General features: G+C 52.7%; 19 protein-coding genes. 11 read left to right on the plus strand and 8 right to left on the minus strand.

Features of this window, described 5'->3' with window-relative positions; all coding sequences use genetic code 11:
* Positions 1-159: 159 nt before the first annotated feature.
* Positions 160-996, minus strand: coding sequence for an S-formylglutathione hydrolase (fghA, locus tag M1D91_RS07585; protein WP_437430977.1), 837 nt, complete (start codon positions 994-996; stop codon positions 160-162).
* 147 nt (positions 997-1,143) lie between these two features.
* Between fghA and M1D91_RS07590 the strand changes: the two genes are divergently transcribed.
* From M1D91_RS07590 to mglC, 7 genes are all read left to right on the plus strand, one after another.
* A complete protein-coding gene (locus tag M1D91_RS07590) occupies positions 1,144-2,271 on the plus strand; it encodes a YbfB/YjiJ family MFS transporter (RefSeq protein ID WP_437430978.1) in 1,128 nt (375 codons plus the stop codon).
* A 125-nt stretch (positions 2,272-2,396) separates the two neighbouring features.
* Positions 2,397-3,062, plus strand: a complete 666-nt coding sequence (gene folE, locus M1D91_RS07595) for a GTP cyclohydrolase I FolE (protein WP_437430979.1) — start codon at positions 2,397-2,399, stop codon at positions 3,060-3,062.
* Positions 3,063-3,083: 21 nt separating this feature from the next.
* A complete protein-coding gene (yeiB, locus tag M1D91_RS07600) occupies positions 3,084-4,244 on the plus strand; it encodes a DUF418 domain-containing protein YeiB (RefSeq protein WP_437430980.1) in 1,161 nt (386 codons plus the stop codon).
* A gap of 155 nt (positions 4,245-4,399) precedes the next feature.
* Entirely contained in the window at positions 4,400-5,425 is a 1,026-nt protein-coding gene (gene galS / locus M1D91_RS07605) for an HTH-type transcriptional regulator GalS (protein ID WP_437430981.1), read from the plus strand.
* Positions 5,426-5,716: 291 nt separating this feature from the next.
* On the plus strand, positions 5,717-6,715 hold the full coding sequence (mglB, locus tag M1D91_RS07610) for a galactose/glucose ABC transporter substrate-binding protein MglB (protein ID WP_437430982.1): 999 nt from the start codon (positions 5,717-5,719) through the stop codon (positions 6,713-6,715).
* A gap of 79 nt (positions 6,716-6,794) precedes the next feature.
* The gene (gene mglA, locus M1D91_RS07615; protein ID WP_437430983.1) at positions 6,795-8,315 is read left to right on the plus strand and encodes a galactose/methyl galactoside ABC transporter ATP-binding protein MglA; all 1,521 of its coding nucleotides are present in this window, start codon (positions 6,795-6,797) and stop codon (positions 8,313-8,315) included.
* Between the two features lie 15 nt (positions 8,316-8,330).
* Complete coding sequence (gene mglC / locus M1D91_RS07620; RefSeq protein ID WP_437430984.1) at positions 8,331-9,341, plus strand: galactose/methyl galactoside ABC transporter permease MglC; 1,011 nt, start codon at positions 8,331-8,333, stop codon at positions 9,339-9,341.
* Between the two features lie 77 nt (positions 9,342-9,418).
* On the opposite strand, the gene M1D91_RS07625 is transcribed toward mglC, so the two are convergent.
* Both M1D91_RS07625 and M1D91_RS07630 read right to left on the minus strand, forming a co-directional pair.
* Complete coding sequence (locus M1D91_RS07625; protein ID WP_437430985.1) at positions 9,419-11,230, minus strand: glycoside hydrolase family 15 protein; 1,812 nt, start codon at positions 11,228-11,230, stop codon at positions 9,419-9,421.
* Between the two features lie 332 nt (positions 11,231-11,562).
* Positions 11,563-12,447 (minus strand): SDR family oxidoreductase, encoded by an 885-nt coding sequence (locus M1D91_RS07630; protein WP_437430986.1) that lies wholly within the window; start codon positions 12,445-12,447, stop codon positions 11,563-11,565.
* A gap of 447 nt (positions 12,448-12,894) precedes the next feature.
* Here M1D91_RS07630 and M1D91_RS07635 point away from each other — a divergent pair, with 447 nt between their 5' ends.
* Positions 12,895-13,122 (plus strand): hypothetical protein, encoded by a 228-nt coding sequence (locus M1D91_RS07635; protein WP_437430987.1) that lies wholly within the window; start codon positions 12,895-12,897, stop codon positions 13,120-13,122.
* 214 nt (positions 13,123-13,336) lie between these two features.
* Positions 13,337-13,762 (plus strand): hypothetical protein, encoded by a 426-nt coding sequence (locus M1D91_RS07640; RefSeq protein WP_437430988.1) that lies wholly within the window; start codon positions 13,337-13,339, stop codon positions 13,760-13,762.
* An 11-nt stretch (positions 13,763-13,773) separates the two neighbouring features.
* Here the strand turns inward: M1D91_RS07640 and sanA are convergent, their stop codons facing one another.
* The 5 genes from sanA to M1D91_RS07665 form a co-directional block, all read right to left on the minus strand.
* Positions 13,774-14,496, minus strand: coding sequence for an outer membrane permeability protein SanA (gene sanA / locus M1D91_RS07645; protein WP_437430989.1), 723 nt, complete (start codon positions 14,494-14,496; stop codon positions 13,774-13,776).
* Positions 14,497-14,621: 125 nt separating this feature from the next.
* The gene (gene cdd / locus M1D91_RS07650) at positions 14,622-15,506 is read right to left on the minus strand and encodes a cytidine deaminase (protein WP_437430990.1); all 885 of its coding nucleotides are present in this window, start codon (positions 15,504-15,506) and stop codon (positions 14,622-14,624) included.
* A 129-nt stretch (positions 15,507-15,635) separates the two neighbouring features.
* A complete protein-coding gene (locus M1D91_RS07655) occupies positions 15,636-16,331 on the minus strand; it encodes a CidB/LrgB family autolysis modulator (RefSeq protein ID WP_437430991.1) in 696 nt (231 codons plus the stop codon).
* Entirely contained in the window at positions 16,331-16,726 is a 396-nt protein-coding gene (locus tag M1D91_RS07660) for a CidA/LrgA family protein (RefSeq protein ID WP_437430992.1), read from the minus strand. Before M1D91_RS07660 ends, M1D91_RS07655 begins: the two co-directional genes overlap by 1 nt.
* 105 nt (positions 16,727-16,831) lie before the next feature.
* Positions 16,832-17,761, minus strand: a complete 930-nt coding sequence (locus tag M1D91_RS07665) for a LysR family transcriptional regulator (protein WP_437430993.1) — start codon at positions 17,759-17,761, stop codon at positions 16,832-16,834.
* A 94-nt stretch (positions 17,762-17,855) separates the two neighbouring features.
* Here M1D91_RS07665 and M1D91_RS07670 point away from each other — a divergent pair, with 94 nt between their 5' ends.
* Together M1D91_RS07670 and dinG are read left to right on the plus strand one after the other, a co-directional pair.
* Positions 17,856-18,401 carry a GNAT family N-acetyltransferase gene (locus M1D91_RS07670; RefSeq protein ID WP_437430994.1) on the plus strand — a complete coding sequence of 182 codons (546 nt, stop codon included), beginning with the start codon at positions 17,856-17,858 and terminating at the stop codon, positions 18,399-18,401.
* 237 nt (positions 18,402-18,638) lie between these two features.
* Complete coding sequence (dinG, locus tag M1D91_RS07675; RefSeq protein ID WP_437430995.1) at positions 18,639-20,780, plus strand: ATP-dependent DNA helicase DinG; 2,142 nt, start codon at positions 18,639-18,641, stop codon at positions 20,778-20,780.
* The last annotated feature ends 8 nt before the right edge of the window (positions 20,781-20,788 follow it).

Consider the following 20,788-nt stretch of genomic DNA (forward strand, 5'->3'; position numbering starts at 1 on the left):
AAGCGCAGGGATTGTGAAGAAAAAATGTCTTTATGTAAATACAAGTGAGAATTGAAATCATTTGTATTTAATTATTAATAAATGAAGAAAGCAAAGACGTTCAACGGGATAGGGGTGAATGTAAGGAAAAGTAAAGGGGAGGGCAGGTGCCCTCCCGCCTTATTTCAGGAGATGCCCGGCATGAAAACGCAGGTGATCTTCAATAAAGGAGGCAATGAAATAGTAGCTATGATCGTAACCCGGCTGCACGCGAAGCGTCAGCGGCCATGCATTCTGACGGGCGACTTCGGTCAGTCGCGCAGGTTGCAATTGCTCCGCGAGGAACTGGTCTGCATCTCCCTGATCGATAAGGGTCGGGATAGCATCTTCAGCCTGGCTTGCCTGCATCAAAAGGCAGCTGTCCCACGCCTGCCATGCAGACGTATCGTGACCAAGATAGGCCGTAAAGGCTTTCTGGCCCCAGGGGACTTTTATTGGGTTAACAATAGGGGCGAATGCCGAGACGCTGGTAAAACGGCCCGGGTTTTTCAGCGCCATTATCAATGCGCCATGACCTCCCATTGAGTGACCGCTGATAGCCTGACGATCGCTTACGGCAAATTCCGCCTGAATTAGTGCAGGCAGCTCATCGCGCAGATAGTCGTACATCCGGTAGTGAGAAGCCCAGGGCTGCTCGGTCGCATTAAGATAAAAACCCGCCCCTTTTCCCAGATCGTAACCGTCAGCATCCGCGACATCGTCACCGCGCGGGCTGGTGTCCGGCATGACTAGCGCTATACCCAGCTCAGCCGCCACGCGCTGCGCGCCTGCTTTGAAGGTAAAGTTCTCGTCATTGCAGGTCAGGCCGGAGAGCCAGTAAAGGACCGGCGGCGGTGTATTTTCACGGACAGGGGGCAAAAAGATGCTGAACGTCATCGCGCATTTCAGCACGGTTGAGTCATGTCGCACACGTAGCTGACGCCCTTCAAAACAGCGGTGCTCTTCAAGCAATTCCATGCAAGGCTCCTTTGAACTCGATTAAATAAAAGCGTGATAGCTCTCCATAATACAGATTATTCATGTCGCTGTGAGCAACTTTAACTTTCGCTTCGTTTCATCATATTGCATCATAAATTTTACTTTTTTTTAACTTTCGGGGTGCGGATGGCGCTTAGAATTGCGCTGAGCGGTTTTATTGTGCTGGTCGTGGCGATGGGAATAGGGCGCTTTGCTTTCACGCCTCAGGTGCCGCTGATGATCCACGATGGGCAACTGACCCTGACCAGCGCCGGGCTGGTGGCCGCCATGAACTACCTTGGTTACCTCATTGGCGCATGGGACGCAATGCGTGCCCGTCGCCACGTCGAAATGCGTCTGTACCTCGGCGTCGCGGGTGCCGTTGCTTTGACCTTGCTCTCCGCTGTTGCCGACAACCCGTTCACGCACGCTGCGCTACGTCTGGTGATTGGTGCCATGAGCGGCTGGGCGATGGTGCTGACCGCCGCCTGGACCAACGAGCGTCTGGCACACCATGCCCGCCCCGGCCTCAGCGCCGCCGTGTTTGCTGGGCCTGGCGCAGGCATTGCCTTAAGTGGCGTGCTGGCAGTGGCTATTCAGTCGCGCGGTCTTTCTGCCGCGGCGGCCTGGCAGGTTTACGGCGTGCTGGCGCTGATCCTGATTGCCTTTATTGGACGTTATCTGCCGCGCCCTGGGCAGTTACATCGCTCTGGCGACCAGCCGGCGCCTTTGCCTCTCACCCCTGACCTCAGGCGCCTGGTCTTAAGTTATAGCCTGGCGGGCTTTGGTTACATCCTGCCGGCCACCTTTTTATCGCAAATGGCGGCGCTGCGTTTTCCGGGAAGCCTGTTTGCCCAGTTTGTCTGGCCGGTCTTCGGCGCGGCGGCGGTGGTGGGTATTGCGCTGAGTATCGCGCTGCGTCATCTGGGAGAGAGCCATCAGCGCCTTGCCATAGTGTTATGGCTGCAGGGCGCAGGCGTATTAGCAGCAAGCGTGCTGCCGGGAATGAGCGGACTGGTGACTGGCGCGCTGTTAGTCGGCGGCGGTTTTCTGTGTGCGGTGCAGTTGTCGCTGTTATATGGCCGTGAACTGGCACCGAACCACGCGCGATATATGGCCGGGTTATTGACCACCGGTTATGCTATCGGACAACTGATTGGGCCCGTAACCTCAGCGCTCTCAACCTGGCTTACGCAGCGGCTGGAACCCGCGTTGGGGCTGGCGGGAATCGCCTTGCTGACGGGTGGTCTTCTGGTGTGGAAGCGTGCGCGTTAACAGGCGCGGGCTATTTCATTAATTATCGCCGTGAATACTGGATTCTGTGCGCGACCTCACGCACAATGCTTGCTCACTTCGCTTGTCATTCGGGCGAAGATGCCACACCTGCAGGAGAATAAAAAATGTCATCACTCAGTAAAGAAGCGGCTCTCGTTCATGAGGCCCTGGTTGCTCGCGGCCTTGAAACCCCCTTGCGTCCACCCGTCGACCTGGATAACGAATCCCGCAAGCGCCTGATAGCCGGTCATATGACTGAGATTATGCAGCTTCTTAATCTCGATCTTGAGGATGACAGCCTGATGGAGACGCCGCACCGTATTGCTAAAATGTACGTTGATGAGATCTTCTCGGGCCTCGACTATGCCAATTTCCCGAAAATTACCGTCATCGAAAATAAGATGAAAGTGGATGAAATGGTCACGGTACGCGATATCACGCTGACCAGCACCTGCGAGCACCATTTTGTCACCATCGACGGTAAAGCGACCGTGGCGTATATTCCAAAAGATTCGGTCATTGGGCTCTCCAAGATCAACCGCATTGTGCAGTTTTTTGCCCAACGTCCGCAGGTGCAAGAGCGTCTTACGCAGCAGATCCTGACCGCCCTTCAGACCCTGCTCGGCACCAACAATGTCGCGGTTTCCATTGATGCCGTGCATTATTGCGTGAAAGCGCGCGGTATCCGCGATGCCACCAGCGCCACCACCACCACCTCGCTGGGGGGATTGTTTAAGTCCAGCCAGAACACGCGTCAGGAATTCCTGCGCGCCGTGCGTCACCATAACTAGTTTTTAACAGGAGCCGGGTACATGGAAAGAAATGTCACGCTGGATTTTGTTCGTGGCATTGCCATTCTCGGTATCCTGCTGTTGAACATCGTCGGCTTTGGTCTGCCTAAAGCCGCCTATCTTAATCCCGCCTGGAAAGGCAGCATCAGTTTGCAGGATGCCTGGACATGGGCGGCACTCGACCTCGTGGCGCAGGTCAAATTTCTCTCTCTGTTCGCCATCCTCTTCGGGGCCGGCTTACAAATGCTCTTACCGCGCGGTAAACGCTGGATACAGTCACGTTTAACCCTGCTGGCGCTGCTTGGCTTCATCCACGGGCTGGTGTTCTGGGACGGCGATATTCTGCTGGCGTATGGTTTGATTGGCCTGGTCGCCTGGCGAATGGTACGTGATGCCGTCAACGTGAAAACGCTCTTTAATACCGGTGTGGCGCTCTACATTATTGGCATTGCGGTGCTGCTGCTGTTGGGGGTGATTTCCGGGAGTACGCCAAACCGTTCATGGCTGCCGGATGCGGCTACGCTGCAGTACGAAGGTTACTGGAAGACCACGGGCGGGTTCATGGAGGCCATTGGTAACCGTGCCGATATGCTCTCAAATGGATTGCTGGCGCTGGGAGCGCAATATGGCTGGCAGCTTGCCGGGTTAATGCTGATTGGGGCAGCCCTGATGCGTAGCGGCTGGCTGAAAGGGCAGTTCAGTCTGTCACATTATCGCCGCACGGGGCTTTTCCTGACGTTGCTGGGGCTTGCCATAAATCTGCCCGCCATTATTGCCCAGTGGCAGCTGGAATGGGCCTACCGCTGGTGTGCATTTATTTTACAGGCACCCCGCGAACTCAGTGCGCCGCTCCAGGTGCTGGGTTATACCTCACTCATTTTTGGCTTCTGGCCGCAGCTCTGCCGGAGCAGGCTGGTGAATGCCATTGCCTGCGTCGGACGCATGGCGCTCAGTAATTATCTCTTGCAGACGCTGATTTGCACCACGCTGTTTTACCGTTTTGGTTTGTTCATGAAGTTTGACCGCCTGCAGCTGCTGGCACTGGTTCCCCTCGTCTGGGCGGTCAATATCCTCTTCTCCCTCTTCTGGTTACGTCGCTTTCGTCAGGGTCCCTTCGAGTGGCTCTGGCGTCAGTTAACCGCTCGTGCTGCGGGGATGTCATTACCCCGCACATCCAGATAACGATCTGGATCACAATCATTAACAAAATGGATGTAACCGTTTCCATTCGTGTGATGCCACTCACGTAGCGGACTTACGCCGACTGAGAGAATACTCGCCTTGCTAACGACAGGGGGTGTGTCTGTGAGCTTCCGCCATCCATACAGGGTAAAACTATGGTAACCATTCGTGACGTGGCCCGTCAGGCGGGCGTTTCCGTTGCGACGGTTTCTCGCGTATTGAACAACAGTGCGCTGGTAAGCCAGGATACGCGTGAGGCCGTAACCCGTGCGGTTGCGCAGCTTGGCTACCGGCCAAACGCAAACGCGCAGGCGCTGGCCACTCAGGTCAGCGACACCATTGGTGTTGTGGTGATGGACGTATCCGATGCTTTCTTCGGTGCGCTGGTGAAAGCGGTGGATGTCGTCGCGCAGCAGCACCAGAAATATGTGCTGATAGGTAACAGCTACCACGAGGCTGAAAAAGAGCGTCATGCCATTGAGGTTCTGATTCGTCAACGCTGTAACGCCTTGATTGTTCACTCTAAAGCACTGAGTGATGAAGAGCTTGTCGGGTTTATGGAACAGATCCCCGGCATGGTGCTCATCAACCGTGTGGTGCCCGGGTATGCCCACCGCTGCGTTGAGCTGGATAACGTAAGCGGCGCCATTATGGCGACCCGAATGCTTCTTAATCATGGGCATCAGCGCATCGGGTATCTTGCTTCAAGCCATCAGATTGAAGATAACGATTTGCGCCGTGAGGGCTGGTTTAAGGCGCTGGCAGAACACGGTGTTACTGCACCGGACACCTGGGTTGGCACCGGCTCGCCCGATATGCAGGGCGGAGAGGCGGCAATGGTGGAGCTGCTGGGGCGTAACCTACAACTTACCGCGGTATTTGCCTATAACGACAGCATGGCCGCAGGCGCACTGACGGCGCTGAAAGACAATGGCATTGCGGTGCCACCGCATCTCTCCCTGATTGGCTTTGACGACATCCCCATTGCTCGTTACACCGACCCGCAACTGACCACGGTGCGCTATCCCATCGCCTCAATGGCGCGACTGGCGACCGAGCTGGCGCTGATGGGGGCCGCGGGCAAGCTTGATCCTGAAGCAAAACACTGCTTTATGCCGACGCTGGTGCGTCGTCACTCTGTTACATCACGGCAAATTGGGGTAACGATCACTAACCTATGAGTTTTGATGATGTAACCGTTTTCAATCTGTGAGTAAATTCACAGTATCTTAACAACGCGCTGACTATGATGTCAGCGTTTTAAGAGCTGAAACACGATGTAACGGTGGCGACCCGGCAATGGGGGCGTCAGTAAGCCTGAAGCATCGACAATTGCGCATCACTGGAGCGTTACCTTACACGGAAGAAAGAATTTTTTGAGTGAACTTCGGCCGACAGTAACGTTTCACTACCTTGCTGCCCCGCCGACCCTTGAATTCACAAGAACTACCCTGCAAAAAACCGGAGATACCATGAATAAGAAGGTGTTGACTCTGTCTGCTGTTATGGCAAGCATGCTGTTTGGCGCGGCCGCTCACGCTGCGGATACCCGTATTGGTGTGACCATTTATAAATACGATGACAACTTTATGTCCGTTGTACGTAAAGCCATCGAGAAAGACGCTAAAGACGCTTCCGGCGTACAGCTGCTGATGAACGACTCGCAGAACGACCAGTCCAAACAGAACGATCAGATTGACGTGCTGCTGGCAAAAGGCGTGAAAGCACTGGCGATCAACCTGGTTGACCCGGCGGCTGCAGGTACCGTCATTGAGAAAGCACGTGGGCAGAATGTGCCTATCGTCTTCTTCAACAAAGAACCGAACCGTAAAGCGCTGGATAGCTACGACAAAGCCTTCTATGTGGGTACTGACTCTAAAGAATCCGGCATCATTCAGGGCGACCTGATTGCTAAACACTGGGCTGCGAACAAAAACTGGGACCTGAACAAAGATGGTCAGATCCAGTTCGTTCTGCTCAAAGGCGAACCGGGCCACCCGGATGCAGAAGCACGTACCACTTACGTTATCAAAGAGCTGAATGATAAAGGCATCAAAACTGAGCAGCTTCAGCTTGATACCGCGATGTGGGACACCGCAATGGCGAAAGATAAGATGGATGCATGGCTCTCTGGCCCGAATGCAAACAAAATTGAAGTCGTGATTGCCAACAACGACGCCATGGCGATGGGTGCAGTTGAAGCACTGAAAGCGCACAATAAGTCCGCTATTCCGGTATTTGGTGTGGATGCCCTGCCAGAAGCACTGGCACTGGTTAAATCTGGCGCACTGGCCGGTACCGTTCTGAACGATGCCAACAACCAGGCGAAAGCGACCTTTGATCTGGCGAAAAACCTCGCCGACGGCAAAGGCGCGGCGGATGGCACCGACTGGAAAATCGACAACAAAATTGTGCGTATTCCTTACGTTGGTGTAGATCAGGAAAACCTGTCTCAATTTACTGGTAAGTAATCTTTAGCTTTTCGTACACACAGGGCGCGAGATCCTGCGCCCTGTTATAATAACTATGCCAGGCCAACAAGGTATAATTATGGTCAGCAACAATACTCAGTCGTCCGGTGAATTCTTGTTGGAAATGAGCAATATCAACAAGTCCTTTCCTGGCGTAAAGGCTCTCGATAATGTGAATTTAAAAGTGCGTCCTCATTCTATCCATGCATTAATGGGAGAGAATGGCGCGGGTAAATCAACATTATTAAAATGCCTTTTTGGGATCTACCAAAAAGATTCCGGCAGCATTCTTTTTATGGGAAAAGAAATAGATTTCCATTCTGCAAAAGAAGCACTGGAAAATGGTATCTCAATGGTTCATCAGGAATTAAACCTGGTGTTGCAACGTTCTGTTATGGACAACATGTGGCTGGGTCGTTATCCGACCAAAGGCGTGTTTGTCGATCAGGACAAAATGTATCGCGATACCAAAGCCATTTTCGATGAGCTGGATATTGATATCGATCCCCGTGCGCGTGTCGGAACCTTATCCGTTTCGCAAATGCAGATGATCGAAATTGCGAAAGCGTTCTCCTATGACGCCAAAATCGTTATTATGGATGAGCCTACTTCCTCGTTGACCGAAAAAGAAGTTAATCATCTTTTTACTATTATTCGTAAGCTGAAAGATCGTGGCTGCGGTATCGTTTATATCTCACATAAAATGGAAGAAATTTTCCAGCTGTGCGATGAAATCACGATCCTGCGCGATGGTCAGTGGATTGCCACCCAGCCGCTTGAAGGGCTGGATATGGATAAGATCATCGCTATGATGGTTGGCCGTTCACTGAATCAGCGTTTCCCGGATAAACATAACACCCCTGGCGAAACTATTCTTGAGGTGCGCAACCTGACGTCGATGCGCCAGCCGTCAATTCGTGATATCTCCTTTGATTTGCGCAAAGGTGAGATCCTCGGTATCGCGGGACTGGTCGGGGCGAAGCGTACTGATATTGTGGAAACGTTATTTGGCATCCGTGAAAAAGCATCGGGTACCATTAAGCTACATGGCAAAAGTATTAATAACCACAACGCGAATGAAGCCATTAATAATGGTTTTGCGCTGGTGACGGAAGAACGTCGTTCTACCGGTATTTATGCTTATCTGGATATTGGTTTCAACTCACTGATTTCTAATATTCAGAACTACAAAAATAAAGTTGGTTTGCTCGACAATTCCCGCATGAAGAGTGACACCCAATGGGTAATTGACTCAATGCGCGTGAAAACGCCTGGCCACCGTACACAAATCGGCTCCCTTTCCGGTGGGAACCAACAGAAAGTGATTATTGGTCGCTGGCTGTTGACTCAACCTGAAATACTGATGCTGGATGAGCCTACTCGTGGTATCGACGTAGGTGCGAAATTCGAAATCTATCAGCTGATTGCGGAGCTGGCGAAAAAGAATAAAGGGATAATTATTATCTCCTCAGAAATGCCTGAATTGTTGGGTATCACTGACCGTATTCTGGTGATGAGCAATGGTCTCGTCGCTGGAATTGTTGACACGAAAACGACAACGCAAAACGAAATTCTCCGTCTTGCGTCTTTGCACCTTTAAGATCAGGGGCTCCTCATGAGTGCGTTAAATAAAAAAACTTTTCTCACTTATCTGAAAGACGGCGGTATCTACGTTGTTCTTTTGGTGTTGCTGGCAATTATTATTTTCCAGGACCCCACCTTCTTAAGTTTGCTGAACTTAAGTAACATTCTGACCCAGTCCTCGGTGCGCATTATTATTGCACTGGGCGTTGCCGGTCTGATTGTGACGCAGGGTACTGACCTTTCCGCCGGTCGTCAGGTGGGTCTGGCAGCGGTTGTTGCCGCAACGTTGTTGCAGTCCATGGAGAACGTTAACAAAGTTTTCCCGGAAATGCAGACCATGCCAATCATTGCCGTTGTGGCGATTGTGTGTGTTATCGGGGCGATTATCGGCCTGATTAACGGGATTATCATTGCCTACCTGAACGTGACGCCCTTTATTACCACCCTGGGTACCATGATCATCGTTTACGGTATTAACTCCCTGTACTACGACTTCGTGGGTGCGTCGCCAATTTCGGGTTTCGACAGTGGTTTCTCCACCTTTACGCAGGGCTTTGTTGCGCTGGGCTCGTTCCGCCTCTCTTACATCACCTTCTACGCGCTGATTGCCGTGGCGTTTGTTTGGGTGCTCTGGAACAAAACTCGCTTCGGTAAAAACATTTTCGCTATCGGTGGTAACCCGGAAGCAGCGAAAGTGTCTGGCGTTAACGTTGCGCTGAACCTGCTGATGATTTATGCCCTCTCCGGTGTGTTCTACGCCTTCGGTGGGATGCTGGAAGCGGGCCGTATCGGTTCGGCGACCAACAACCTCGGCTTTATGTATGAACTGGATGCGATTGCGGCCTGCGTGGTGGGTGGCGTCTCCTTCAGCGGCGGTGTAGGTACCGTTCTGGGTGTGGTAACCGGTGTCATTATCTTCACCGTTATCAACTACGGCCTGACCTATATCGGTATTAACCCTTACTGGCAGTACATCATCAAGGGCGGCATCATCATCTTCGCGGTGGCGCTGGATTCTCTGAAATACGCCCGTAAGAAATAAGTGCTCTGCGCCGGCCGCTACCTGGCCGGTAAAGCTAAAACCCCGTCTCGTTGCAGACGGGGTTTTTTATGGGCGGTTTACGCACATCGGGAGAGGGCATCCGCTGCGGTGATGAGCGCCAGATGGCTCAGACCCTGAGGGACGTTTCCGCGCCACTCGCCGCTGCGGACATCAAACATCTCGTTAAAGGTTTCAACGTTGCCTTTGTCGCAGAGCGTTTCCAGTATGGTGTCCATACAGGTTGTGGCGCGTTCCTGTTCACCCATATAGGCCAGCGCTTCGACCAGCCAGAATGAACAGGCGACAAACGTACTCTCTTCCTTTTCCACCTCGCTGTAGCGATAGAGCATGGGGGTGCCATGACCCAGTTCGCGGATGATGGCATCAAGCGTCGACTTCATGCGCGCCGGGTTGCATTGCCGTCCGTAGTGCCATGCCATGCAGAGCGAAGCATCCAGTTTGTCGGTGCCCGCATAGAAGGTGTATGCCTGCTTTTTCTCCGACCAGCAATGCGTTTCAATCCACTCCTGAATGCGCACTTTCTCCCGGTCCCAGCGCTCAAGCCAGGTCTTTTCAATGTGCCCTTCATTGGCGAGGTAAACGGCCACATCCAGGGTAACCCAGCAGGCCATCTTTGAGTGGGTATAGTGCTGGAGATCGTGCAGTTCCCAGATGCCTGAATCATCCTGACGCCAGGTATCTGCACAGGTGTTGGCGAGTGCGGCCAACAGTCTGGCGGTAGTGAGATCGAGAATATGGCCTGCCCGGACAAACAGCATTGCGGTTGCCAGTAAATCGCCGTACATACTCAGTTGCTGCTGATCCCGTGCATTGTTGCCAATACGCACCGGGCGGGAGTTTTTATATCCACTCAACGGTGGATAGTGCTCAGCCGGGACAATTCCCCCTTGCAGGGTATAGCAGGCAAGCACCTTACCGTCGTGGCGCAGGATAGTATTGGTAAGCCATGAGAATGCCGCTTTACACTCTTCAAGGGCCCCAATAATGCTGAATGCGCGAATGATAAGGCAGGCATCGCGGGTCCACGCATAGCGATAATCATAATTTTTTTCCCCACCTATCCCTTCCGGAAGCGAGGTGGTAGGCGCAGCCGCCAGCGCGCCGGTCGGCGAGTAGAGCAAAAATTTCAGCGCCAGCGCAGAGCGTGTAACGTGGCCCGGATAGGCCCCTTCATAGGTCAGGCTTTCGGCCCAGATGCGCCAGACATGGTCAGAGGTATCAATATGCCCGTCTATTTTTTCCAGGGACGGGATAGCAAGCGGCTCTTTTTCACTGACTAACAGGGCAATAAGGGAGCGCACGCCTTTACGGGTGATGAGTGTGCCTTCAATGGCGTGATCGTCATAGCAGGTAATGCTGACGTCCTCTGTTGAACGCAGCATGCTCATCAAATCACCGATGTGCATCACCTGACCCTGTTCCGTCTTCTGCATCCAGGGCGCTCGCGTACAGGCGGCGCTACCGGGAACAAACATCATGCGAAGTTCGACTTCACCCTCAATGCCCTCAATACGCCGCGCCAGTTCACACCACGGCAGTCGACCTGCATAGTTACTGTTCAGTGACTCGGTAATCAGCACGCTGCCTGAGGCAGTGTCAAAGCGGGTTTCAAGCACATTGCTGTTATCACGATAGCGTCGCTGAACACGGTACTCTTCTACCGGTTCAATCTGGAAATAGCCGCCCGTGGCAGCATCCAGAATGCGATCGAAGAGAGGAGGGGAGTCCATATTGGGGGCGCACCACCAGTCGATAGCGCCATCCGGCGCAATCAGTGCGACTGAGCGCCCGTCACCAATAGCCGCATAATCGCCCAGTCCCGCGTACCCGTCGATTCGTTTTGGGTGAATGTACGACTCGTTCTTCATCTTTTCTCCTGTTTAAGACAGGACAGCAGAGAGCCGCCCCGTATTAAGCGTAAACAGAATTAGCGAGAACGCTGAAAAATGCCGATGATTTCACAAAAATTTTCAATGATGACTTATTGCAGGGGGCAGGTTTGCACTTGCCTGGCCTGAATTGACGACACTTTCTGTCGGAATGTACCGGGCATACAGCGGGAGGAGAACAGCAGGCAGCTATCCTGGAGAATAGTCATTTTTGAGGGGGTAGCCACGGTAAGGGAGAATCACCGTCGTCATGGCGTTGAGCAGATGTAGGCTCCAGGAGCAGGTCAAAACCTGCCCCTGGATGTGACGGATTACACCGTACCGGTGCCGCCATCTGAGCACCATACCTGACCGGATGAATAAGAACTTTCATCAGAGGCAAACAGCACGTACAACGGCGCAATTTCTACTGGCTGACCAGGGCGGCCAAGCGGGGCAGAAGCACCAAATTGTTTCACTTTTTCCTGAGGCTGCCCGCCGCTCGATTGCAGCACGGTCCAGTAAGGGCCGGGAGCAACGGCATTAACGCGAATGCCTTTCGAGCCCAGCTGTTGGGCCAGTGCTTTGGTAAAGGCCGCGTTACAGGCTTTGGTCTGCGCATAGTCGAGCAGCATCGGGCTTGGCTGGTAAGCCTGAACGGAAGTGGTATTGATAATCACCGCCCCTTCCTGCAGGTGCGGAATTGCCGCTTTGGTTATCCAGAACGGTGCATACACGTTGGTTTTGAAGGTCGCGTCGAAGGCTTCGGTAGTCAGGTCTTCAATGGACTCGCAAAATTGCTGGCGGCCCGCGTTATTTACCAGCACTTCCAGCCCGCCGAGCTGACTTACCGCATCTTCCACCAGTTGCTTACAGAATGCTTCGTCGCGAATATCGCCAGGCAACGCAACGGCTTTGCGCCCTTCAGCGTTGATAAGGGCAATAACGGCTTCAGCATCCGACTGCTCTTCTGGCAGATAATTTATTGCCACATCTGCCCCTTCACGAGCGAATGCGATAGCAACAGCGCGCCCGATACCTGAGTCACCCCCGGTGATGAGCGCTCGTTTGCCAGCCAGTCTTCCGGAGCCGATATAACTGGTTTCACCATGATCGGGGATAGGTTTCATCTCCGATGCCAGTCCCGGTGGCTGCTGTGGCTGTTCAGGAAAAGGTGGGCGCGGATATTGAAGATGTTTTTTGTCTGCAGGAGTCATATTTATCTACCTCTTAGAGAAAGCCATTTACACAAAACCAGAATTTTAAGGTAGACCCAAATATTCGTTTTCGCTAACAACCAGGAATAAACCAAACATTAATTTGATTATTTATACAAATTTAAGGGTGCCAGTGGATTATTAAAAATGCCAAATTAAAACTTCGTTTTAAATAATCTTTAATTTATGAACGTCAAGAATATATCCTTACAATGTGCTTTTTTGAACATAAAACCAACAACTTGTTAACTAATCAATGTGCCGAAAATAACATTGTTAGAGAATTATCTTAAAAGAGCTAATAAGAGGTCTTACCACTAATGTCACCCAAAAAATATATTGCTTCAGAAACGAAAAGTTCACGCATTACGTGTTGTTAAATTTTTCGTTTCGGTGCTACGCTCATGGAGGCATAACTTTCGTCACAACATTCACAAGGAGATTAGGATGAACAACGAATCAGCATTTCCTGCATTTCCAGTTAATGGATGGCAGGTAGGCGCAGTGGAAGATCTGAATAGTGTGGTGATACAGTTTGGCTATAGCACATCACCTTATGCACCGGGTGGCTCAACGTTCGAATCGCAGTTTTTCAGCCTCACACCTGAAAAGGTACGCAGCCTGATTTATGATTTGCAGGTCAGTTTGCACAAGTATGAAGATAAAGTAGCCTGACGGATTACTGTCAGCAGGGGTGCGTGTAGTGGCAGCAGTCTGTAAAGTATCAACGGTCTGCTGCAAGGATATATTTGTAGCATTACAACGTTTTACCTGATTAATCGTGCAGCGCTCACAAATATGGATGTTTAAGGCTAATCTTAATGTCAGGATCGTAATCAGATCTATGCTTATTGATGAGACAATGAAGTAATGATGAGCTGGAGCGCCTATGAATGTTGTGTATTTCAAAGTTGATCATCCGCCGCATGAAAAAATTCACCCCATTCACTTCTACCTGAAATCGGTAAAGCTTATCCGTGATAATGAGGTTATTGCCGATCTGGGCGACCTTAAAATCACCTCATTGCCATTTTACTCCTTCAGCATTGTCCCCACGGGCTTTGGCAAAATAGAGTTTAGCCTTGCAAACCGCTCTCAGCTGCGTATTGAATGCTCGACAGGATATATAAAAACCGGTGAATATTTGGTTGCTACACCTGAAGGTGAAGTAATCATGTCTTTTAACGCGTTAAGCGGTCTGTGGACGTTAAATAAGGCGGAGAAACGGGTTATCGATATTCAGGAGTTTACCGAGCGCCACTATTATTTACTTGGCCCGGTGAGAAATATTAACCGTGGCGCCTCGGTTTACTGACCCGACACGCACTATTCCTGACTGTTTTTCTTTTGCAGATCAAGCAACTGTTCGATGGTAACTGCAGGGTAGTCCTGCGCATCGTTCGGCACTTCCTGTAAAGAGGGGATCGGCTCCAGCGGCCCCAGGAAGCGTGGCTCGCGTTTGAACACATACAGATCAGCAATGGTGGCGAGCCGCGCGCCAAATTCCCGTACCCGCACACTCCACATATTCTTCGGCGAAGGCACGGCATAACATTGTGCCTGAATCCCCATATAACGGGCGATAAACAGGGCGCGCTCGCAATGGAAACGCTGGGTAATAATAATAAAATCGTTGGTATCAAAGACTTTGCGCGTGCGCACAATCGAGTCCAGCGTGCGGAATCCCGCATAATCAAGAACGATATCGGAAGGGTCAACGCCGCCTGCTATGAGGTCTTTGCGCATGGTCACCGGCTCATTGTAGCTCTGCTGGGCATTGTCGCCGCTTAGAAGCAGGTAGTTAACTTTGCCGCTGTTATAAGCATTTAACGCGCCCTGAATGCGGTAGCGGTAATACTGATTAATCACGCCGGTGCGGTAATATTTTGCTGTACCCAGTACCACGCCCACCTGACGCCACGGAAGGTCCTGCAGATCATCGTAAATGTAAGGGGCGGTTTTCCAGCTCATCCAGCGATCCAGGCCGAGCGCCGTTAACAGCAGTAAGCCGATAAGGACAAACAGGCTGTAAACAAAACGCTTCAACATGTAGACAAACTCGGTACAGGATTAAATTTCACTCAAGGCTACTTTACCCGTTCGGCAAGCGCAAGAAACGGAGGTTCAACTGCGGGGTTTTTCACCACTGCGGGAGCGAGCCCGCAGGGGAGAGATCAGGCAAGACGTTCGTGGTCAACGTTCTGACAGCCCAGCGCACGCAGGGTGGCCATTGTGGCATCCCACTGCGTTAAAGGCGCGTCCGCTTTTTCTGCCAGCACCGCACGTTGGATATCCGGATAATCATAACCGCTGAGGCTCAGCAGATTGAGCGCCCCTTGCAGAGGGGGAAGGGTGGGGTTAAACGCCGCATTTTCGGCATAACTGCCACTGAAGATCTGCCCGTCACGGCAGAGAATGGCGACACCAGAATAGGAGTGGGTATAAGGGCTATGGCTTTTATTCGCCGCGACAATGGCCGCCTGAACGAGGGCATCGCCACGCAGGGAAAACCCATGATCCTGCTCATCGAGCAGCAGCGTTTTGATCTCCAGATCTCTCGGGCCAAAGGCATCGGGAAGGTAATCACCCAGCGTATGCGGTGCGCGACCAGGCAGGTTAATACGCAGCGTCAAACCACTGTTCAGCTCATTCATAAACTGGCGACAGTGACCGCACGGGGTGTAATTCACCGTGATGCAAACCAGCGCTTTCTCACCGCGCGACCACGCATGGCTGATGGCGCTCTGTTCAGCATGCACGGTCTGTTGCATGGTGGCACCGAGGAACTCCATGTTGGCACCAAAATACCAGGCACCGCTGACGCCCCTGGCAATGGCACCGACGTTGAAATGGGAGAGTTCAGTACGCGCGCAGGCGGCGGCAAGGGGGAGCAGAGCGAAGGCCAGCGCGTCTTCGTCCATCCCGGTGGCGTCAAGCAGGTCAGATACCTGCTGCGCGCTTAACATCGCAGGAAAGTGCGCGTCATCGAGAAGCGGTGCCAGCGCGGTCCTGAGTGTGTCCGCGAGGGCCGGAAACGCAGTGTGGAAACGTGAATGCATGGCGTTGCCTCATAACAGTGTAATGGGATCGTAGTTTACGGGCCGTTTGCGCCTTTATATGTGATCAGCATCGCACTGTATATGCAACTTATGAAATTCAAATGAAAAATGCGCGATCCATCGCAAATTTTAGCCCGCCATCGCCAGAATAAGCGGGAATAAAAAGGGGGCAATAAGCGAGGTGATAATGCCGCAGATCACCAGGGCCAGCGAGCTGAACGCCCCTTCCTGATAATCAAGCTCAGTAGACCGGGCAGTACCGAGCGCATGCGAGGCGGTCCCCATCGCGAGCCCTCGGGCAGATTTCGTCTGTATTTTCATCAAATTCAACAGGGTATGACCAAAAACCGCCCCCAGAACACCCACAAAAATCACGCATACCGCACTGATGGCAGGAATGCCGCCTATGCTTCCTCCTACGGCCATCGCAATGGGCGTCGTCACGGATTTTGGAAGAACCGAAGCTGCAATTTCAGGTGTCGCCCCCATCATCAGGGCGATAACTGAACCGGTGACCATGGCGACCACGCTACCAATAAAGCAAATAGTGATTATCGATTTCCAGCGCGCCCGGATCTGGTGAAGCTGTTCATAGAGCGGGAAGGCGAGCGCCACGACCGCAGGCTGCAGCAGGTCATTGAGGATTTTGCTCCCCTGAAAATAGTGATCGTAAGGGATCCCCGTCAGCAGCAGGAAAGGAATAATCACCACCATGGCTATCAGCAACGGATTAAGCAGCGCCATCTTAAAACGTGCGGCGAGTTTGCGCGCAGCGAAGAACACGGCCAGGGTCAAAGGCAGGGACCACCAGATATACGTCATCATTATTTACTCTCTTTTTTACCAACGACGTTACGTTCGCCATGTACCAGATGGGTGCTCCAGCTCACAACCAAAAAGACAATGAGCGTACTCACGGCACAGGAGACCACAATGGGCCCGAACTGAGCGCGTAGCATGTCGTAATACTGCATGACCCCCACACCGATAGGCACAAAGAGAAGCGCCATATAGCGGATCAGGACGTAGCAGCCAGGGGCGACCCATTTCGCCGGCAGGATTTGCAGTGCCAGCAGGACAAATAAAATCAGCATGCCAATAATGCTGCCGGGAATAGTAATAGGTAGCAGCGAAGAGAGGTAAATTCCCGCATACAGACAGGCGTAAATAAGAGCAAAAGCGCGCAGATAGTGCCAGATATTAGTCAGTGATTTACTCATGGTGAAAACCCTTGATGAACCGCATTCATCATACAATTAAAGGCTAAAATGTGCTACCGATCACATCATGAATTATGAGCATACCAAATATTCCTTTAGGGAACGTCAGGCCTTACCACAGGATAACGCCTGCTTTTCGTCTGTCAGCTTGCGTATTGCCTCAGTAATATGGTGAACGACTTCCTGTATGCCACGGTGGACTACACGATCCTGGCGCATAACCCAGCCTAATGTACGGTGCAGCGGGGGCTCCAGAGGAAAAATTTCAAGGCCCTCTCTTTCCAGCGGCTGCGCAACAGCCATGCGTGGCACGATACTCACCCCCAGTCCTGCACGCACCATGCGTTTAATCGCTTCGACGCTGCCAAGCTCCATCACCGATTTCGCCTCTACGCCAGCGCTTAAAAACCAGTTATCAATTTGCTGGCGAACGCCGCTACCGGATTCAAACACAATGAGCGGCATCGCGGCGCAACGGGCCGGGGAAAAAGGGGCATCCACGCCTTCGAGTCCCGTCGCGCCAATCACCACAAACTCTTCCTTCATCGCCGGGGTTATCTCTATGTTTTTGCCTGCCGCGGGCAGAGTGACGAGGCCGATATCAATCCTGTTTTCTTCAATGGCGCGAACAATGTCCTGGGTATTCCCGGTGCGTACGTCGACGGTAAGCTTTGGCCAGAGCTGACGCAGCGCCAGCAATACCGGAGGCAGTAAATGAATACACAGGGTTGCGCCTGTTCCCAGAACAACGCTGCCGCTGATGTGCTGCTGGTGTCTGGCGACAGCCTGCACTGCCGTGTTGACCGCTCTGTCAATCTCAGCGCAATGTTCGAGTAACGTCAATCCGGCAGGCGTAGGGCGGATACCGCGCCCGGTTCGCTCAATTAAGCGCGCCTGCAAGGTGGCCTCTAACTGGCGTATCTGCAAACTGACCGCAGGCTGGGAGAGGCCCAGCACCGTGGCCGCAGCGGTAAAACTTCCCCGACTTATCACCAGCTTATAGGTGGCCAGCTGATCGAGACTGAGGGTGGTCATGCAAGGTTTTCCTTATACAGGTCATAAGTGAAGACCTGTGCCTGAAGAGAGAGGGAACGGTTATCCTGCCTGCATCAGAAACAGGAGTTGAAGAATGCACATTACTGAAGCCGAAGAACATCATATTCCCGCCATCCACGCAATATATGCCTGGCACGTGGCCCACGGCACCGCCTCGTTTGAAACCGAAATCCCCACGCCTGACGATATGCTGGTGCGCCTGAACAACTTGCGTGACGCCGGACTGCCCTGGTTTGTATTGATCCATGAGGGCAGTGTTAAAGGGTACTGCTACCTGTCACGCTACCGGACTCGTGCGGCGTACCGCTACACGCTTGAAGATTCGATTTACATTGATAATGCTTTTTGTCGCCAGGGGGCGGGCAAAAAGCTGCTCGCCAGGGCTATAGCCTGGGCCGAAGCACACGGGTACAGACAGTTGATCTGCGTGGTCGGTAACAGTGAAAACGAAGCTTCACTGGCTTTACACCAGCGTGCTGGTTTTACGCTAACGGGCACGCTAAAAAATGTTGGGTTCAAACATAATCGTTGGCTGGATATTGTTATTCTGCAACGTATGTTGGGGGAAGGGGCGCTAAGCGTGCCCAAGGACGCGCATCCTGCTTTAACCTGCGCATGACATCCACTTTTGCGTGGGTGGTCGTGGACCGTTGTTGTGACAAGCCTTATGGCATTACGCCAGCGCTGAACGTTAAGAGTAACGTTCTCTTACCTTCAGCGCGCCCGAAATAAGGGAAGGGGCATCACTCCGGTGCCGCTTTTTACGAGCCCGTTTCCATAAGCGGAAAAAGCATTACCCCTGAAACGTGAAAAATGCCACAATGGTGGCTGTTTATACAGTGTTTCAGGTTTGACGATGGCCCTTACCACTGCGTTAAGAGCGCAAATTGCCGCCTGGTATAAGGCGTTGCAACAACAGATCCCCGATTTTATTCCCCGAGCCCCGCAACGACAGATGATTGCCGATGTGGCGAAAACCCTCGCCGGGGACGAAGGACGGCATCTGGCAATCGAAGCGCCAACGGGGGTCGGCAAAACCCTCTCCTATCTGATTCCGGGGATCGCCATTGCTCGTGAAGAGCAGAAAACGCTGGTGGTCAGCACCGCTAACGTCGCTCTGCAGGATCAAATTTTCAGTAAGGATCTGCCGCTGCTGCGCAAGATTATCCCGGACCTGCGCTTTACCGCGGCCTTTGGGCGCGGGCGCTATGTCTGCCCGCGTAATCTGGCAGCGCTCTCCAGTACCGATCCCACACAGCAGGATCTGCTGGCCTTCCTTGAGGATGAGCTCACGCCAAATAATCAGGAGGAGCAGAAGCTTTGCGCCACGCTGAAAGCCTCTCTGGACAGCTACAAATGGGATGGCCTGCGCGATCATACCGATAAGCCGATAAGCGACGATCTCTGGCGGCGTCTCAGCACGGACAAAGCCAGCTGTCTGAATCGTAACTGCCATTACTACCGTGAATGCCCGTTTTTTGTCGCACGTCGTGAGATTCAGGAGGCAGAAGTGGTGGTGGCGAATCATGCGCTGGTGATGGCCGCACTGGAAAGTGAAGCGGTATTGCCCGAGCCGAAAAATTTGCTGCTGGTACTGGATGAAGGCCACCACCTGCCTGATGTGGCCCGTGATGCGCTGGAAATGAGCGCTGAAATCACCGCACCCTGGTTTCGTCTGCAACTTGACCTGTTCAGTAAACTGGTAGCGACCTGCCTTGAGCAGTTCCGGCCCAAAACTACGCCGCCGCTGGCGAACCCGGAACGCTTTAATGCCCATAACGAAGAACTGTACGAGCTTATTGCCTCGCTGAATAACATTCTCTGTCTTTATCTTCCCGCAGGTCAGGAAGCGGAACACCGCTTTACGATGGGGGAACTTCCCGAAGAGGTGATGGTGATTTGTCAGCGGCTGGCAAAGCTTACCGAGATGCTGCGCGGGCTGGCAGAGCTATTTTTGAACGATCTGAGTGAGAAAACCGGCACCCATGACATCGTGCGTCTTCATCGGGTACTGTTGCAGATGAACCGGGCGCTGGGCATGTTTGAATCCCAGAGCAAACTCTGGCGGCTGGCCTCAATGGCGCAGGCCTCTGGCGCACCGGTCTCCAAGTGGGTTACCCGCGAAGTACGGGACGGGCAAATTCACCTGTTCTTCCACTGCGTTGGCATTCGCGTCAGCGATCAGCTGGAAAAACTGCTCTGGCGCAGCGTACCGCACATTGTGGTCACCTCTGCCACCTTACGCTCGCTTAATAGCTTTTCACGCCTGCAGGAGATGAGTGGCCTCAAACCCAAAGCGGGCGACCGTTTTGTGGCGCTGGACTCTCCCTTCAACCATGTTGAGCAGGGGAAAATCGTTATCCCGCAGATGCGTCATGCGCCGCTTATTGACAATGAAGCGGCGCACCTGGCCGAAATGGCAGCCTATTTTCGCGAACAGGTTGAGAGTAAAGCCCACCGCGGAATGCTGGTGCTGTTTGCCAGTCAGCGGGCGATGCAGCTCTTTTTAACCTTTGTTACAGACTTGCGTTTGTTACTGCTGGTGCAGGGCGATCAGCCCCGCTACCGGCTGGTTGAACTTCACCGTAAACGCATCGATGAAGGGGAACGTAGCGTGCTGGTCGGTTTACAGTCCTTTGCGGAGGGGCTGGATCTTAAGGGCGACTATCTGACGCAGGTGCACATCCATAAAATCGCCTTCCCACCCATCGACAGCCCGGTCGTGCTCACCGAAGGCGAGTGGTTAAAAAGCCTTAATCGCTATCCCTTTGAGGTACAAAGTTTACCAAGCGCCTCGTTTACCCTCATTCAGCAGGTGGGGCGTTTGATTCGTAGCCACAGCTGCCACGGTGAAGTGGTGATTTACGACAATCGCTTGCTGAGCAAAAGTTACGGCAAGCGCCTGCTTGACGCGCTCCCGGTTTTTCCTATTTCCCAACCCACTGTTCCTGACGTTATAGTGAAGAGACCGAAGCAAAGCCGCCGTAAGCGCCGCTGAAAATGTGA

This window comes from Enterobacter sp. SA197, assembly GCF_054131575.1.

What these genes read in the sequence shown, in the direction of transcription:
- fghA (WP_437430977.1), bottom strand. Translation starts at nt 996, where the DNA reads ATGGAATTGCTTGAAGAGCACCGCTGTTTTGAAGGGCGTCAGCTACGT.
- M1D91_RS07590 (WP_437430978.1), top strand. Translation starts at nt 1,144, where the DNA reads ATGGCGCTTAGAATTGCGCTGAGCGGTTTTATTGTGCTGGTCGTGGCG.
- folE (WP_437430979.1), top strand. Translation starts at nt 2,397, where the DNA reads ATGTCATCACTCAGTAAAGAAGCGGCTCTCGTTCATGAGGCCCTGGTT.
- yeiB (WP_437430980.1), top strand. Translation starts at nt 3,084, where the DNA reads ATGGAAAGAAATGTCACGCTGGATTTTGTTCGTGGCATTGCCATTCTC.
- galS (WP_437430981.1), top strand. Translation starts at nt 4,400, where the DNA reads ATGGTAACCATTCGTGACGTGGCCCGTCAGGCGGGCGTTTCCGTTGCG.
- mglB (WP_437430982.1), top strand. Translation starts at nt 5,717, where the DNA reads ATGAATAAGAAGGTGTTGACTCTGTCTGCTGTTATGGCAAGCATGCTG.
- mglA (WP_437430983.1), top strand. Translation starts at nt 6,795, where the DNA reads ATGGTCAGCAACAATACTCAGTCGTCCGGTGAATTCTTGTTGGAAATG.
- mglC (WP_437430984.1), top strand. Translation starts at nt 8,331, where the DNA reads ATGAGTGCGTTAAATAAAAAAACTTTTCTCACTTATCTGAAAGACGGC.
- M1D91_RS07625 (WP_437430985.1), bottom strand. Translation starts at nt 11,230, where the DNA reads ATGAAGAACGAGTCGTACATTCACCCAAAACGAATCGACGGGTACGCG.
- M1D91_RS07630 (WP_437430986.1), bottom strand. Translation starts at nt 12,447, where the DNA reads ATGACTCCTGCAGACAAAAAACATCTTCAATATCCGCGCCCACCTTTT.
- M1D91_RS07635 (WP_437430987.1), top strand. Translation starts at nt 12,895, where the DNA reads ATGAACAACGAATCAGCATTTCCTGCATTTCCAGTTAATGGATGGCAG.
- M1D91_RS07640 (WP_437430988.1), top strand. Translation starts at nt 13,337, where the DNA reads ATGAATGTTGTGTATTTCAAAGTTGATCATCCGCCGCATGAAAAAATT.
- sanA (WP_437430989.1), bottom strand. Translation starts at nt 14,496, where the DNA reads ATGTTGAAGCGTTTTGTTTACAGCCTGTTTGTCCTTATCGGCTTACTG.
- cdd (WP_437430990.1), bottom strand. Translation starts at nt 15,506, where the DNA reads ATGCATTCACGTTTCCACACTGCGTTTCCGGCCCTCGCGGACACACTC.
- M1D91_RS07655 (WP_437430991.1), bottom strand. Translation starts at nt 16,331, where the DNA reads ATGATGACGTATATCTGGTGGTCCCTGCCTTTGACCCTGGCCGTGTTC.
- M1D91_RS07660 (WP_437430992.1), bottom strand. Translation starts at nt 16,726, where the DNA reads ATGAGTAAATCACTGACTAATATCTGGCACTATCTGCGCGCTTTTGCT.
- M1D91_RS07665 (WP_437430993.1), bottom strand. Translation starts at nt 17,761, where the DNA reads ATGACCACCCTCAGTCTCGATCAGCTGGCCACCTATAAGCTGGTGATA.
- M1D91_RS07670 (WP_437430994.1), top strand. Translation starts at nt 17,856, where the DNA reads ATGCACATTACTGAAGCCGAAGAACATCATATTCCCGCCATCCACGCA.
- dinG (WP_437430995.1), top strand. Translation starts at nt 18,639, where the DNA reads ATGGCCCTTACCACTGCGTTAAGAGCGCAAATTGCCGCCTGGTATAAG.